Source organism: Streptomyces griseus, from assembly GCF_900460065.1.
GTDB classification, from domain to species: Bacteria; Actinomycetota; Actinomycetes; order Streptomycetales; family Streptomycetaceae; genus Streptomyces; species Streptomyces griseus.
Map to the genome: position 1 here is coordinate 64559 of NZ_UAVD01000056.1, position 14846 is coordinate 79404.

Annotated in this window: 16 protein-coding genes; 10 read left to right on the forward strand and 6 right to left on the reverse strand. The window is 72.2% G+C overall.

Annotated features, from left to right (window positions below; translation table 11 throughout):
* The first annotated feature begins 1 nt into the window (after position 1).
* The 3 genes from DTB53_RS33960 to DTB53_RS33970 all read left to right on the forward strand — a co-directional run bounded on the left by DTB53_RS33960 (position 2) and on the right by DTB53_RS33970 (position 3278).
* Positions 2-1771 carry a dolichyl-phosphate-mannose--protein mannosyltransferase gene (locus DTB53_RS33960; protein WP_012380539.1) on the forward strand — a complete coding sequence of 590 codons (1770 nt, stop codon included), beginning with the start codon at positions 2-4 and terminating at the stop codon, positions 1769-1771.
* Between the two features lie 319 nt (positions 1772-2090).
* The gene (locus DTB53_RS33965) at positions 2091-2555 is read left to right on the forward strand and encodes a hypothetical protein (RefSeq protein WP_236586335.1); all 465 of its coding nucleotides are present in this window, start codon (positions 2091-2093) and stop codon (positions 2553-2555) included.
* A 99-nt stretch (positions 2556-2654) separates the two neighbouring features.
* A complete protein-coding gene (locus DTB53_RS33970) occupies positions 2655-3278 on the forward strand; it encodes a hypothetical protein (RefSeq protein WP_042498654.1) in 624 nt (207 codons plus the stop codon).
* A gap of 175 nt (positions 3279-3453) precedes the next feature.
* Here DTB53_RS33970 and DTB53_RS33975 read toward each other — a convergent pair whose 3' ends face one another.
* Together DTB53_RS33975 and DTB53_RS33980 are read right to left on the reverse strand one after the other, a co-directional pair.
* Positions 3454-3609, reverse strand: coding sequence for a hypothetical protein (locus DTB53_RS33975; RefSeq protein WP_003968543.1), 156 nt, complete (start codon positions 3607-3609; stop codon positions 3454-3456).
* Positions 3610-3768: 159 nt separating this feature from the next.
* On the reverse strand, positions 3769-4176 hold the full coding sequence (locus DTB53_RS33980) for a hypothetical protein (protein WP_052295645.1): 408 nt from the start codon (positions 4174-4176) through the stop codon (positions 3769-3771).
* 374 nt (positions 4177-4550) lie between these two features.
* Between DTB53_RS33980 and DTB53_RS33985 the strand changes: the two genes are divergently transcribed.
* The gene (locus DTB53_RS33985) at positions 4551-5399 is read left to right on the forward strand and encodes a hypothetical protein (RefSeq protein ID WP_012380535.1); all 849 of its coding nucleotides are present in this window, start codon (positions 4551-4553) and stop codon (positions 5397-5399) included.
* A gap of 240 nt (positions 5400-5639) precedes the next feature.
* Positions 5640-7277 (forward strand): penicillin-binding transpeptidase domain-containing protein, encoded by a 1638-nt coding sequence (locus tag DTB53_RS33990; RefSeq protein WP_003968540.1) that lies wholly within the window; start codon positions 5640-5642, stop codon positions 7275-7277.
* Positions 7278-7465: 188 nt separating this feature from the next.
* Here the strand turns inward: DTB53_RS33990 and DTB53_RS33995 are convergent, their stop codons facing one another.
* Positions 7466-8038, reverse strand: coding sequence for a 3'-5' exonuclease (locus DTB53_RS33995; RefSeq protein WP_012380534.1), 573 nt, complete (start codon positions 8036-8038; stop codon positions 7466-7468).
* A 31-nt stretch (positions 8039-8069) separates the two neighbouring features.
* Entirely contained in the window at positions 8070-9275 is a 1206-nt protein-coding gene (locus tag DTB53_RS34000) for an MFS transporter (RefSeq protein ID WP_012380533.1), read from the reverse strand.
* A gap of 198 nt (positions 9276-9473) precedes the next feature.
* Here DTB53_RS34000 and DTB53_RS34010 point away from each other — a divergent pair, with 198 nt between their 5' ends.
* From DTB53_RS34010 to DTB53_RS34020, 3 genes are all read left to right on the forward strand, one after another.
* Entirely contained in the window at positions 9474-10193 is a 720-nt protein-coding gene (locus tag DTB53_RS34010; protein WP_042496963.1) for an AraC family transcriptional regulator, read from the forward strand.
* 157 nt (positions 10194-10350) lie between these two features.
* Positions 10351-10872 carry a YbaK/EbsC family protein gene (locus tag DTB53_RS34015; protein ID WP_012380531.1) on the forward strand — a complete coding sequence of 174 codons (522 nt, stop codon included), beginning with the start codon at positions 10351-10353 and terminating at the stop codon, positions 10870-10872.
* Positions 10869-11720 carry an EamA family transporter gene (locus tag DTB53_RS34020; protein ID WP_012380530.1) on the forward strand — a complete coding sequence of 284 codons (852 nt, stop codon included), beginning with the start codon at positions 10869-10871 and terminating at the stop codon, positions 11718-11720. The genes DTB53_RS34015 and DTB53_RS34020 overlap by 4 nt, the downstream gene beginning before the upstream one ends.
* An 8-nt stretch (positions 11721-11728) precedes the next feature.
* On the opposite strand, the gene DTB53_RS34025 is transcribed toward DTB53_RS34020, so the two are convergent.
* Positions 11729-11953 (reverse strand): DUF397 domain-containing protein, encoded by a 225-nt coding sequence (locus DTB53_RS34025; protein WP_012380529.1) that lies wholly within the window; start codon positions 11951-11953, stop codon positions 11729-11731.
* Positions 11950-12828: a helix-turn-helix domain-containing protein gene (locus DTB53_RS34030; protein ID WP_003968531.1), complete on the reverse strand. Its 879-nt coding sequence runs from the start codon at positions 12826-12828 to the stop codon at positions 11950-11952. Before DTB53_RS34030 ends, DTB53_RS34025 begins: the two co-directional genes overlap by 4 nt.
* A 165-nt stretch (positions 12829-12993) precedes the next feature.
* Here DTB53_RS34030 and DTB53_RS34035 point away from each other — a divergent pair, with 165 nt between their 5' ends.
* Both DTB53_RS34035 and DTB53_RS34040 read left to right on the forward strand, forming a co-directional pair.
* Entirely contained in the window at positions 12994-13434 is a 441-nt protein-coding gene (locus DTB53_RS34035; RefSeq protein WP_003968530.1) for an ATP-binding protein, read from the forward strand.
* Between the two features lie 330 nt (positions 13435-13764).
* Complete coding sequence (locus tag DTB53_RS34040) at positions 13765-14835, forward strand: hypothetical protein (protein ID WP_012380528.1); 1071 nt, start codon at positions 13765-13767, stop codon at positions 14833-14835.
* Positions 14836-14846: the final 11 nt, after the last annotated feature.

Here is a 14846-nt window from a genome sequence, read left to right on the forward strand (position 1 = left end):
GGTGACGAGTACCGCACCCGAGACCCAGCGGGGCCACGACGCCGGGGACCCGCTCGGCGAACAGCCGACCTCCTGGCAACGGCGGCTGCGCCGCTTCGGCCATGTTCCCCGCCCGGAGACCTCGCTCCGCGACCGGCTCGACCCGCCCTACACCCGGCCCGGACGGCAGGTGTGGTCGGTGCTCGCGATCCCGCCGCACGTGGCCGACCGGTTGGTGCGGTGGTCCGGCTGGGGCGGCCCGCTGCTCGTGACGCTGGTCGCCGGGCTGCTGCGCTTCTGGAAGCTGGACCAGCCGCACGCGGTGATATTCGACGAGACGTACTACGCGAAGGACGCGTGGGCGCTGGTCAACCAGGGGTACGAGGGGTCCTGGCCCAAGGACGTCGACAAGCTGATCCTGAAGGACCCCTCCTCCGTCCCGATCCCGACCGACCCGGGCTATGTGGTGCACCCGCCGGTCGGCAAGTGGATCATCGGGCTCGGCGAGCAGATGTTCGGCTTCACGCCGTTCGGCTGGCGCTTCATGGTGGCGGTGCTCGGCACCATCTCCGTGCTCCTGCTCTGCCGGATCGGCCGGCGGCTGTTCCGCTCCACGTTCCTGGGCTGTCTGGCGGGGCTGCTGCTCGCGGTGGACGGCCTGCACTTCGTGATGAGCCGGACCGCGCTGCTCGACCTGATCGTCATGTTCTTCGTGCTGGCCGCGTTCGGCTGCCTGGTGGCCGACCGCGACCACGCCCGCCGCCGGCTGGCCGACGCGCTGCCCGTGGACGAGGAGGGGGTGCTGCGCCCGGACGCCCGGATCGCGGAGACCCTGCGCCTGGGGTGGCGGCCGTGGCGGCTGGCGGCGGGCGTGATGCTGGGCCTGGCCTTCGCCACGAAGTGGAACGGCCTGTACGTGCTGGCCGCGTTCGGCCTGATGACGGTCTTGTGGGACGTCGGCGCCCGGCGCACGGCGGGGGCCGTGCACCCGTACCGGGCGGTGCTGCGCCGCGACCTGGTCCCGGCCTTCTTCTCCACGGTGCCGGTCGCGATCGTCACGTACGTCGTGTCCTGGACCGGCTGGATCGTCACGGACAAGGGCTACTACCGGAACTGGGCCGCCACCGAGGGCAAGGACTCCTCCTGGAGCTGGCTGTTCCCGGACTGGCTGCGCAGTCTGTGGCACTACGAGAACCAGGTGTACGACTTCCACGTCGGCCTGACCTCGGGCCACACCTACGAGTCCAACCCGTGGAGCTGGCTCGTGCTGGGCCGCCCCGTCTCGTACTTCTACGAGGAGCAGGCGGGCTGCAAGGAGTCGGCGACCGGCAAGTGCGCCAGCGAGGTCCTCGCCATCGGCACCCCGCTGCTGTGGTGGCTGGCCTGCTTCGCCCTGGCGTACGTCGTCTGGCGCTGGTTCTTCCGCCGCGACTGGCGGGCGGGCGCGATCGCCTGCGGGGTGGTGGCGGGCTGGCTGCCCTGGTTCTTCTACCAGGAGCGGACGATCTTCCTCTTCTACGCGGTGGTCTTCGTCCCGTTCCTGTGTCTGGCCGTGACGATGATGCTGGGCGCGATCGCGGGCCCGGCGGCGGGCACGGGCGCCCGGGCCGAACTGGGCCTCACCACCCAGGACCCCACCGGCGAACGCCGCCGCACGCTGGGGGCGATCGCGGTCGGCGTGCTGGTGCTCCTGATCATCTGGAACTTCATCTACTTCTGGCCGCTGTTCACGGGGACGTCGATCCCGGAGGACCTGTGGCGGGACCGGATGTGGCTGGACACCTGGGTCTAGCTGGGGAAACGGCGGGCCCGGCACCTGGTGGTGCCGGGCCCGCCCCGCAGCTGCCCCAGCTCCCCGGCCGAACGGCCCGGGCCCGCCGACGCGTCCGCACCCGCATGCCTGTCGCGCATGCCTCACGCGCATGCCTCACGCGCTTGCCGAACTTCGTGACGCCGGGCCATCCGACGGGCAACACTGGGCACCTGCCGCGCCCGTCGCGTGGCGGCCCGGGCGTCGGGTGAACAGGGAGCATGGGGGCGCGGTGGGACAGCTCGACACACAGGAGACCCGCAGGAGATGGTCGGAAGAGGCTTACTCGGCGTTGGTCGACGTGGCTCGTACGTACCACGCGGTGATCACCTACAAGGAGCTGGCGGAGGAGATACAGGCCCGGTCGGGCATCCGCACCAAGGTCCTGCTCCACAACTGGATCGGCCCGATTCTCGGCAGGGTGGTGCGTGAAGCGCACCGAAGAGGAGATCCGCCGCTGACCGCCCTGGTCGTCCACAGCGACGACGGCATGGTGGGCGCGGGCTACAAGGAGGTCTTGGAGATCGCGGGGCAGCCGCCTCTGGACGGGGTGGAGGAGCGCGAACGGCATGCTGCCGAAGCACGGCTCGCCTGCTACCGGCACTTCGGCGCGACCCTCCCCGCCGACGGCGGAATCGCCGCGCTCTCCCCCAGGCATCAGGCGGCCGTCGAGCGCCGACGAGGCGGCGGCAGGACGCCGCCTCCTGTCTGCGCCGGCTGCTTCGTCGAGCTTCCGGCGACAGGAGTCTGCGACTCCTGCGGCTAGACGTCAGCTGGACGTCGCCCGCACAGCGGCCTCCTCCCCGGAATGCCGGGAGGGGAAAAGACCTCGCCCGCCCCACGCCGGCGGAGAACAATGCCGGGCATGGGGACAGACATTCACGGCTTCATCGAGTGCCGGTGGGATCGCTGGCTGGACGAGGACGACCGCGAGTGGTTCCGGGCCATCGACCTCTCGCACCTCTACAACGGGCGCTCCTACGCCGCCTTCGGCTGCCTGTTCGGTGTCCGCGACACCACTTCGTTCCGGCCGCTCGCCGGCCACCGGGGTCTCCCCCCTGACGTGTCGAAAGAGGGCCTCGCCGACTTCGAGACGTGGAGTGACGAGCTGCACGGCGGCTCCTGGATCTCCTGGGCGGAGCTGGCGGCGGCCGACTGGGACGACGTCGCGAACGAGGTCGACGGCTGTGTCCACGAGTTCCGCCGGAGTTCGGACGGCAGTTGGCGGATGCACGGAAGGAACACCGGCCTCACCCGCTTCGCCGAGCTCTCCGGCCCGGCCGATGCCCGGCAGCTCTACTCCGCGGGCAGCGTCTACCCCGAGAACACCGAATGGCCCGACGGCGACACCCGCTTCCGCGTAGGCCGTCTACGGCGAAGGGACGCCGTGCCCGACAGCGAATGGGGCGCCGTCTGGTCGACCATGCGCACTCTGGCGGATCTGCACGGCGACGAGGGAGTCCGCCTGGTCGTCTGGTTCGACAACTGATGCGCATCCGCTCTCGGCCGGTGCGCCGTCCCCGGCCGCTGTCAACGGGACGCCGATTCCGGAGGATGCCGAAATGCGGGCGGGCCGCGACGACTTCTCGTCGCGGCCCGCCCGCATTTCGCAGGATTCCGTCGGTGACAGAATTCCTGGTCTCCTGCTCCTCTGAACCCGCGGGTTAGAAGAAGTGCTTTCGCCCGCCCACCGCGCGGCCGGTCGCGCCCAGGATCCACAGGATGGCACCCACCAGGATGAGGATGCCGCCGATGGTCGTCAGCAGCCCCATGCCGACGAGCAGGCCGATGATCAGCAGAATAAGTCCAAGGACGATCATTTTCTTTTCCCATCGTCAAGTCGGTTCAGACGCGTTCTGCGCCTGCGCTTCACAACGGCCTCAGTGCACCTCACCGGTACGTCCCGGCTCCGAATGTCGCCGGGACCTCGTTGCGAAGAACCTGGTGCCCGGCAATTCGGCGCTCACACATCAGTCACATCATCGATTTCGCGTTCGCCTCTGCCGCGCCAGGTGGAGGGCCGCCGCCCCCGCGATCGCCAGGAAGAACACGGCGGCCCCGCCCGACATCCACGCCAGCAGGGCCGCACCGCCACCGCCGACATCGTCTTCGCGGGCGACCACCCGCGGATCGTCCGCCTGGTACCGGATCGCCATGGCCGCGCCGACGGACCGCTTGCCGCCCCCGCTGCCCACCGGGAGGTCCGCCACCACGGTCCGCCCGTCCGCCTCGAACTCCACCTCGCACTGGCCCGCCATGCACGATCCACTGGTGTGCAGGGTCGCCTGGGCCCGCTCGCCGTCCCGGAGGGAGCGCAGGTGCTCCGCCGCCGGGAACATCACCAGCCCCGAGAGCGCCGCCAGCAGCAGGCCGAGCGCCAGGGACATCAGCAGGGAGGCGCGGGGCCCCAGCCCGTTCGCGCCGCCCGCCGCGCCCGCCTTCGCCGCACCTGCGTTCACCTGGGCGCGCGCTCCGGACGCGCCCCCCTTCGCTTCGCCGTCCACCTGACTCCGCCCCCCGCCCGCTCCGTACCCGCCCTGCGCGCTTCCCGTGCCCGGCGTGCGTCCGTGGCGCCCGCCGGCGTCCGGCCGACGCTCCGTTTCCTCGGACACGGGCAGGGTAGGCGGCTGACCGAGGTGATTTCAGGGGTGATGTCGGCACTACCGGGCCGACCTCGGCTGCCTGTTGTCGGCAACCACGACCGGGGTGTCAGCGCCCTCCCGTAGGTTGAGCGCCGTCGCAGTCGAACGGAAGGCACACGGTGAAGGCGTACGAACTGGGGTTCGGGGAATCCGCGGACGCGCTGACGGTCCGCCCCGGCAAGCCGGTCGAGACCGATCTGCCCGGAGCCCGCGTCGCCGGGTGGTGCGGCGGTCGCGCGCCCGGCATCGGGACGGCGGCGTGGCCCCGGAGCCCCGTCACCGGACTGCCGATGACCCACGTCATCACCCTCGAACTGCCGGAGGACTACCGGCGCAAGGGCGAGGACCTGGTGGCCCTCTCCCTCTTCCACGCCGACGACCATGTCGCCGACGACGTCGAAGGCGTCGCCGAGCTGCTGGCGGGCACCGCGCCCACCGCCGAACAGGCAGCCGATCCGTTCCTCGCCGAGGTGGCCGCGACGGCCGCGGCCCGCCATCCCCGGCAGCGGGATCTGGAGGACCTCATCGGCGGCGCGCACGCGCTCCTGTGGCTCACCGCCGAGGAGTTCGCCGCGCCGCGCACCGACCCTCCGGCCGACATCCGGCCGGCCGGTCTCGGCGACCGGTACAGCCGCGGCCAGAACGCCTGGGACGACAGCGCCCCCGAGACCACGGTCTGGCTCGGCGAGCGCACCGGCGACCCCAACACCGGCATCGCCCCGTCGGAGGACGGCGCGGGCGGCTATGTGGCCGCCTGGTCCTCCGACGACGACGAGGAACTCAAGACGTTCTGGGCGTCCATCGACGGAACCTCCCACCTGGGCGGAACGATCATGCCCTGCCAAGGGATGCCCACCGGGCTCACCCCGTACGTCTTCGAGCTGGAGGACGGGGTCGGCGGCATCAACCTCGGCGGCGGCAACGCACAGATCGACCTGGAGTCGGACGTCTTCGACTGGGCGCAGTGAGGCGGCGGTGCCGCACGGGGTCGGCGCGCGGCACGACGGGGCCGCCGGGGGCTCGGTCGCGCGGCCCACGTCGGGGCCCGGCGGGTCTCGGCAGGTCTCGGCCACAAAGCGGAGAGCGCTTTCCGGTCAAGCATTCCGGTCCGGTAACAACCCCCTCACCGCCCACCAGAAGCCTTTAGGGTTCCTCACAGTTGCCCCTTGAACGTGTTCAGGGGGGCTCCTGGGGAGGGGGACTGCGAGATGCGCAGTGGAGCGAAGGTCGCCGTGATCGGCGGAGCGTTCGTGCTGGTGGCCGGAGGGGTCGGCTACGGGGCGTACAGCATGCTCGGGGACACCGGCGGCGGGGACGGCGGTACGCGGAGCGCGTCCGCGTCGTCGAAGGTGAAGACCGGGCCGCCGAGCGCCGAGGAGATAGCGGAGACGTCGAAGGGCTTCCTCGACGCGTGGGCGGCGGGGGACGCCACGGCCGCGTCGCTCCTCACCAACAACGAGGCGGGCGCGGAACCGGTGCTCGCCTCGTACGGCGAGGACGCCCGCATCGGCGAGGTGAAGATCACCCCGGGCCCGGCGGTCGGCACGAAGGTGCCCTACACGGTCAAGGCCACCGTCTCGTACGAGGGGAAGTCCAAGCCCCTGTCCTACGCCTCGGAGCTGACCGTGGTGCGCGGCCTGACGACGGGCAAGGCCCTCGTCGACTGGGACCCGACGGTCGTGCACCCGCAGCTGACGGAGGGGGCGACGCTGAGGACGGGCGAGTCCTCGACGCCGACGATCGAGGCCGTCGACCGTGACGGGAAGGTGCTGACCAAGGAGAAGTACCCCTCGCTCGGTCCGATCCTGGACACCCTGCGCGAGAAGTACGGGGCGAGCGCGGGCGGTTCGCCCGGCATCGAGACGTGGATCGAGCCCGCGGACGAGACCCAGCCGGACGTCAATCTGCTGACCTTGGCCAAGGGCAGGCCGGGGAAGGTGCAGACGACGATCGACGCGGGCGCGCAGGCGGCGGCGGAGCGGGCCGTGAAGAAGTACCCGGAGGCCTCCGTGGTCGCGGTGAAGCCGTCCACCGGCGCGATCCGCGCGGTGGCCAACAACCCGGCGACCGGGTTCAACGCGGCGATGCAGGGGAAGCAGGCGCCCGGCTCCACGCTGAAGATCGTGACGGCGGCACTGCTGCTGGAGAAGGGCCTGGTCACGGCCAACGGGGCGGCGGAATGCCCGAAGGACGTGCTGTATCAGGGGCGTTCGTTCCACAACCTGGAGCACTTCTCGCTGCCGGACGGCTCCACGTTCACACAGAGCTTCGCCAAGTCGTGCAACACCGCCTTCATCAAGCTGATCGACGACACGAAGGACGACGCCGCACTCGCCAAGGAGGCGCGGGACGTCTTCGGGATCGGCCTGGACTGGAAGACGGGTGTCGTCACGACCGACGGCAGCGTGCCGGAGGAGACCGGTGGCGTGGCCGCCGCCCAGTACATCGGCCAGGGCACGGTCCAGATGAACGCCCTCAACATGGCGTCCATCACCGCAACCGCCCGCACCGGCACGTTCCGCCAGCCGGTCATCGTCCCGCAGTCCCTGGACAACCGGACGCTGGCGACGGCCTCGCGCTCGCTGTCACCGTCCGTCACCCAGCAGCTGACGACGATGATGCGCGCCACCGCCGCCTGGGGCACCGGCGCGGACGCGATGGCCTCGGTGGGCGGTGACAAGGGAGCCAAGACCGGTTCGGCGGAGGTCGACGGGCAGGAGACCTCCAACAGCTGGTTCACCGGCTTCAGCAACGACCTCGCGGCAGCGGCGGTCGTCCAGACCGGCGGCCACGGCGGCGACGCGGCGGGCCCGGTCGTGGCGGAGGTGCTGAAGGCGGGCGGCTGAGGGTGGGCGGCTGAGAGGGCGGGCGGCTGAGAGGGCGGGCGGCCGAGGGCGGGCAGCAGGCGCGGGACGGGGCACGCGGGGCAGCCCCTCGCCGGGCCGCTCGCCGCTCACCGAGCCGGGCCGGGCGGTTCGCCGAGCCCGGCCGCTCACCGGGCCGGGCGGTTCGCCGAGCCCGGCCGACGACGCCCCTACCCCGCCGCCCAGTCTCCCCGGCCCGCCAGGTCCAGCACCAGGGCGGCGATGTTCCACGCGTCGTCGTCGCCCCGGTGGTGGCGGCCCTCCAGCGGGAGGCCGGCCACCTCCAGGGCCTGGGCCATGCCGGGCCGGCGGCGCAGCCCGTACGAAGCGGTGAAGGCGACCTTGGCGTTCGTGTGCCGCTGCCCGAAGGGGTACTCCGCATCCGTCGCCCGGCACTGACGGGTGAACTGGTTACGGTCGTAGTCGCCCCAACTCGCCCACGGCAGCTGCCCCGTACGGTGCTCGACCGCCAGCACCCGGCAGGCCTCGGCGAAGGGCAGGCCGCCGTCCACCTCCGCCTGCGTCAGCCCGGTCAGCTCTGTGCAGAAGGGGCTGACCTTCGAGCGCGCGGGCCGGACCAGCAGCCGGTGCTTGGCCAGCCGCCGGCCCGCGCGCAGGTCGACCACGGTGAGGCCGATCTCGATGATCTCGTTCACCTGGCCGGGCGGCGGCTGCCCGTCCCAGCAGGTCGCCTCGACGTCCACCACGTTCAGCAACCAGCCGTCCTGCGCTCCCCTGTCCATGGGGCGAGCGTAGGAGCCCGCCCGACCCGGGTCATCCGGGTTTCGCCGCCCCGCTCCCGGAGGGCGCCGCGGTGGCGGTCCCGGGCGACGCGGCCCCCATCACCCCCGGTTCCGGAAGGGTGCGGAAGATCAGCCAGCTCAGCAGGGGCATCAGCGCGAGCGGCGCCAGGGCGGTCCGCAGGGACGTCGCGTCGGCGATCGCCCCGACGGCGGGACTGGCCAGGCCGCCGATGCTGACGGTCAGACCGAGGGTGATCCCGCTGGCGGTGCCGACCCGGGAGGGCAGGTAGTCCTGGCCGAGCGTGACCTGCAACGAGAAGGGCACGTACAGGCCGGCCGAGGTCAGCGCGAGGAACAGGAAGACGGCCGGGCCGGGCACCCACACCACGCCCGTGACCGCCGCGACCGAGACCAGGTACGACCAGCGCGCGACCACCACCCGGTCCCACCGGGCGGCCAGTGACCCGCCGAGCACCGCGCCGACCGTGCTGCCGAGGTAGAGCACGAACAGGGCGGCGGTCCCCACGGCGATGCCGCCGCCCAGGCGCTCGCGTACGTACAGCGAGATGAAGGTGCTCAGCCCGATGAACGCGACCGACCGGAAGACCACGGCCAGGGACAGCCGTACGAAGGAGGCGACGTCGTCGCTCCCGGCCGGCGGCGGCGTCGTCCGGGCCCCGGCAGCCTGCCGCTGCTGGAGGACGCGCACGACCGGCAGGCACAGCGCGGCGCCGACGAGGGCCGGCAGCACGAGCAGGGGCGTCCAGCGCAGCCCTCCGACGCTCATCGCGGCGGCAACCATGAGCGGGGCGAGCGCGAAGCCGACCGTGCCGCCCGTGGAGAACCAGCCCATCGCGCGGTGGCTGCCCCGGCCGGCGATCCGGGCGACCCGGGCGGACTCGGGGTGGTAGGCGGCCACCCCGATGCCCGACAGCGCGACGAACACCAGGGTGAGCGGATAGGAGCCGCTCAGGCCGCTCAGCGCGATGCCGAGCCCGCCGAGCAGGGTGCTCACCGGCAGAAGCCACGGCAGCGCCCAGCGGTCGGTGAGCAGGCCGAACAGCGGCTGGGCCACGGAGGACAGCAGCGTGGCGGCCAGCACGATGCCCGAGGCGACCGCGAGGGAGTAGGAGCGCTCGGCGATGAAGAAGGGCACCAGGGCGGCGACGGAGCCCTGGTAGACGTCGACACAGGCATGGCCCACGGACAGCAGGATGATCGGCGCGTTCCTTCGCATCCCGCCATGGTCCGGCCCCGCGCCGCTGTCGCGCTTTCGATAAACTGCCACATGATGACGAACATCCGCCAGGCTGGGCAGCCGGCTCCGGCCCGGCCCGCTCCGGTCCTGAGGTCCTCGGTCCAACCGGCCACCTCCGCCCGGCAGGCCTCCGCCCGGCGGAATGCGCCGCGGCAGGATTCCGTCCGCCACGATCCGGTGGCCCCGACCCGCACCCGGCGGCTGGCTCCCGGCGGCTCGATCGACGCCCACCGGCACGACGACCACCAGATCGTCTACGCGGGCCGCGGGGTTCTGACCGTCACGACCAGCGCGGGGTCCTGGGTCGCCCCGGCCACCCGCGCGATCTGGGTGCCCGCAGGCACCGTCCACGCGCACCGGGCCTACGGCGAACTCGATCTGCACCTCGTGGGGCTCCCCGTCACCGAGAATCCGCTCGGCCTGGAGACACCGACCGTGCTGGCCGTCAGCCCGCTGCTGCGCGAACTGCTCATCGCCTACACCCGCGCCGAGGACGACGACCGCCCCGAACGGGCCCGCCTGCGCGCCGTGCTCCTCGACCAGCTGCGGGCCTCCGCCCAGCAGCCCCTGCACCTGCCCACTCCCACCACGCCCCTGCTGCGCGCCCTGTGCGACATCCTGCGGGCCGACCCGGCCGACAGCCGTACGCTCGCCGAGCTCGGCCACCTGGTCGGGGCGAGCGACCGGACCCTGTCCCGGCTGTTCCGCAGCGACCTCGGCATGACCTTCCCGCAGTGGCGCACCCAGCTCCGCCTGCACCACGCCCTGATCCTCCTGACCGAACGGACGCCGGTGACCACGGTGGCGCACCAGTGCGGCTGGTCGTCGACCAGCGCTTTCATCGAGGTGTTCCGCCGCACGTTCGGCCACACCCCGGGCTCCCACCGGACGGAGTGAGAGCACCGGCCCGCGCGAGGGGACCGGCGTCCGGCGCTGGGAACGGCGCGCGGCGGCCGGCGCTCGCAACGGCGTACGCGGCAGGGCGTCGGCGGCATCGCGCCCACCACCCGGAACCCACTCGCATGCATACTGCACCGACCGCTAGCGTGCAGCCATGAGCACACCCGAACCCCCCGAAAGCACGCCCGCCGCCGCCCCCGTCTCCCACGCCCACCCCCGGTTCGCCGAGGCGCTGGCCGAGCTGGGCCTCCAGGTCGAGGTGCGCCGCTTCCCCGACGCGACCAGGACCGCCGTCGAGGCCGCGGCGGCGGTCGGCTGCGAGCTGAGCGAGATCGTCAAGTCGCTGGTCTTCACGGCGGACGGCGTGCCGGTGCTGGTCCTGATGGACGGGTCGTCCCGGGTGGACGTCGAGCTGGTACGGCGGGAACTGGGCGCGCGGAAGGTCAAGCGGGCGGACGCGGACCTGGTCCGGGAGACCACGGGCTACGCCATCGGGGGCGTGCCCCCGTTCGGCCACGCCACGAAGACCCGCGTCCTGGCCGACCGGCGCCTCCTCGACCACGCGGTGGTGTGGGCGGCGGCGGGCACCCCGCACACGGTGTTCCCGCTGGACCCGAAAACACTGATCGCCCACGCGGGCGCGACGGTCGCGGATGTGCGCGAGCCCGCCAAGTGACCCCTCTGGTCGCCCTCGCCGTCCTCATAGCCGCCGTCACGCACGCCAGTTGGAACGCCATCGCGCACGCGATCAAGGACCAGCTGCTCTCCTTCACGCTGATCTCCGGCGGCGGACTGCTGATCGGCGCGGCGATGGCCCTCTTCGCCCCGTTCCCGGCGGCGGAGGCCTGGCCGTACCTCCTGGTATCGGCCGCGTTGCACGTGGCGTACATGATGCTGCTGATGCGCTCGTTCACGCTCGGCGACTTCGGGCAGATGTACCCGATCGCCCGGGGCACGGCCCCGCTGGTGGTGACGGTCCTGGCGGCGGTGTTCGTCGGCGAGCGCCCGGACGCCTGGGCCACGGCGGGCGTGGCGGTGGCCTCGGCCGGCCTGGTCGGCCTGGCGCTGTGGGGCATCCGGGGCTCCGGGAAGCGCCCGCACTGGCCGGCGATCGTGGCCGCCCTCGGCACGGGCCTGGCCATCGCCGGATACACGACGGTGGACGGCGTCGGTGTCAGGGCCTCCGGCACCCCGCTGGGCTACGTCGCCTGGCTGATGATCCTGGAGGGCCTGGCGATCCCGGCGTACGCGTACTACCGCCGCCGCTCCGAACTGCTGACGCAGCTCAGGCCGTTCGCCGCCCGGGGCCTGCTCGGCGCGGCCCTGTCGGTGGTCGCGTACGGACTGGTCCTCTGGGCCCAGACGAGGGCCCCGCTGGCCCCGATCGCGGCCCTGCGGGAGTCGTCGATCATCGTGGGCGCGGCGATCGGCACGCTGTTCTTCAAGGAGCGCTTCGGGGCTCCGAGGATCGCGGCGGCGGGGCTGATGGTGGTGGGCATCGGCCTGATGCTGCACACGAGTTGAGGCCCGCTTCAGCGGCCTTCGCCGCCGCCGCCGCCCGCGTACGGGACGAAGGCCGCCCATGCGGTGGGGGTGAGGGCGAGGCGGGGACCCTGCGTGTTCTTGGAGTCGCGTACGAGGACGGCGTCGGAGGCCGCCGCGACCTCGACGCACTCGCTTCCGTTGCTGCTGTCGCTGTAGCTGCTCTTGAACCAGCGCAGCTCGGAAGAGTTCCCGGCAAACGGCTTGCGCATCATGTCTCTCCCAGCACTCTCTCGATGAAGGCCGTCGACTCCGGAGGGGTGAGAGCCTGGGCCCGGATCATTCCACACCGCAGATCAAGGATTCGGACCTGCTTGGGGTCCGAGACCGGGCGACCTGCGAACGCACCCTCGGAGCGCCCCACCGCCGTACCGTCCCTGAACTTCAGCACCTGGATCTCCCCATCGATTCCTGCGTGCTCTTCCCGATCCATCGGCATCACCTGGACCGTCACGTTGCGCAACTTGTTCATGACCAACAGGTGTTCGAGCTGGCGACGCAACACCATCCTGCCTCCGAGGGGACGCCGGAGCACCACCTCTTCCAGGACGAATCCGAGCGTCGGAGCAGGTGAACGCTCGAAGATGGTCTGTCGAGCCATGCGCGCGGCCACTCCGCGCTCGATCTCCTCCTGCGGATAGGCGGGTTGGCGCATCGAGAACAGCGACCGCGCGTACTCGGCCGTCTGCAAAAGACCATGGACGCTGCTGTTGCCGTAAGCGAGAACCTCCACCGCCGCAGCCTCCAGCTTGGCAAGCTCCCGGATCTTCTTCGGATACCGCACCTCCGCGACATCCGGCTTCATCGCCGCGAGCTTGCCGCCCGCCCCCACCGCCACATCCACCGCGTCCATGAACTCCGGGCGCGGAATGCGGCTCCCGCCCTCCACCTTGTAGATCAGGTCCTCGCCGTACCCCAGCAACGAACCCAGCTCGCCCGCCCGCAGGCCCGCCGCCTCGCGCCAGGTCTTGATCTGGCGGCCGACCGCCGCGACGACCGCCGCCCCCGACTCGTCGTCCGGGTCGACCTCCCAGCCGGGTTCGTCCACCGCGTCCTTGCCCCGTTCCGTGCCGTCATCGACCATGCTCATGCGAGCCCCCGCTTCCGACGTGCGTGCCGTTCCTGCCTCAACCTCGTCCGTGCCTCGCACGTCACCGCCGACAGCCCGGACAGCACCGGACAAGCCCTGGACAGTGGCCGTACGCAACGGGCGCATCACTGGGAAAGGTACGCCGGGGCGGCCACGCTGAGTGACATGAACCAAGAAGTCGCCCGCACCCAACACGCGCCCATCGACAGGGCGTTCACCGTGCTTCTCTCCCCCACCCGCCGAGGAGCCCGGCTCGCCCGGCTGCTCACGGCGGCCCATCTCGGCGCGTGGGGACTCCCGGCGCAGGCGGAGAACGCAGCGCACATCGTGGCCGAGCTGGCGGCCAACGCCATGGCGCACGGGCGCGTGAAGGGCCGGGACTTCCAACTCGGCCTCGCTGTCCGCAACGGCACCCTCCGGATCGAGGTCACCGACACGCGCGGCGACAGCGTTCCGCCGGGGCCGGGGGCCGTCAAGCCGCCCGAGGACGACGCGGAGACCGGGCGGGGCCTGCTGATCGTGGAGGCGCTGGCCGACCACTGGGGCATCGCACCCGGACCCGTTCCCCGTAAGACCGTGTGGGCGGAGATCGACCTCGTACGGTGACGGCTCCCGCCGGGTCGTGCGCCGCCGCGACCCGGTGCGTCCCCCAGCCCCCCGGCCGGATCGTTCGCCACCGCGATCCGGTGAAGCGCGACATCAACTACCCAAAGAAACAGGAGAAAGAACCCCACCCGACCCACCCCCGGCGGCCACCTGACGCACCCCAGGGGCTCGTCACCCACACGGGTGAGGTTTTCCAACTCGGCTCGCTTTCGGGCCGGTTGTCCGGCATATGCTCACGCCAGCACCACCCCACCGGACATACGTCGGCCCTCGACCGGGAGTGCAATCCCAACCGAGGGCCTGACCACCAAGGAAGAAAGCCGCTTCCCGATGGATACCCAGCAGAATACTGCGCTCAGGCGCGCCTTGGCAGAGGTTCCCGGACCCCTGCCCACCTCCGGCGTGATCCACGTCGTCATCCCGCACACGGACCGCTTCACGGTCGTCGGCAACCACCTCGCCCAGCACCCCGGCCTCAGCTGCACCGCAGTCGGCATCGCCGTGCGCATCCAGTCGCTGCCCCAGGGCGTGGAGGTGAGCATCAAGGCACTCGCCGCCCGCTGCCGCGAAGGCGAGAAGCGCATCGCGGCCGGTCTGCGCGAGCTGGAGGACTTCGGCTACCTGCAACGCGTCCTGGAACGGCTGCCCAGCGGCCGGGTCGTCACCCGCACGGTGTTCTGCAACCAGCCGGCCGCGCTCCTGCACCCCCGCCACCCGGCAGCCCCGCGACAACCCGCCGCACCGGCACCGCTCCCGTCACCGGAACCCGCACCGACCCCTCCCCCGGAACCGGAACCGGCACCGGCACCGGCGGCCGAGCAGCCCATGCCGCCCGAGCAGCCCGTACCGCCCGATGCACCCGCACCGGAAGCACCCGCGCCCCTTCCCGTACCGCCCCCGCTGCCGCTGCCGCAGGCCGAACCCGTCTCGCTGCCGTTCGTACCACCCCCGACCGCCCCCAAGCCGCCGCCCCGGCCCCTCCCCCGGCCCAGCGATCCCACTCCGGAACTGGACCGCGCGGCCACGGCCTTCCTCGGCGACCTGCACCGCCACGCGCCCCGGTTCATGCTCACCGAGGACGACGTCCGCCAACTGGCCCCCGGCGTAGCGGCCTGGCTCGAACGCGCGGTCCACCCCGACGCCCTGCGCCACGCCCTCACCGACGACCCACCCGTCCCGCTCAGGCGCCCCGCCCTCCTCCTCAAACACCGGCTCACCGAACTGCTCCCGCCCCCGCCCCCCGGCGCCCGCGAACTCGCCGCACTCGCCCACCGCCCCCGCACCACCGTCACCCCCTTCCAGACCTGCGACGACTGCGACCGCGCCTTCCGCTCCCCCACCCCGGGCCGCTGCCGCGACTGCCGGGACCGCCGCTCCGAGCCCATCCGGTCCGCAGCCTGAGCCGGGGGTCC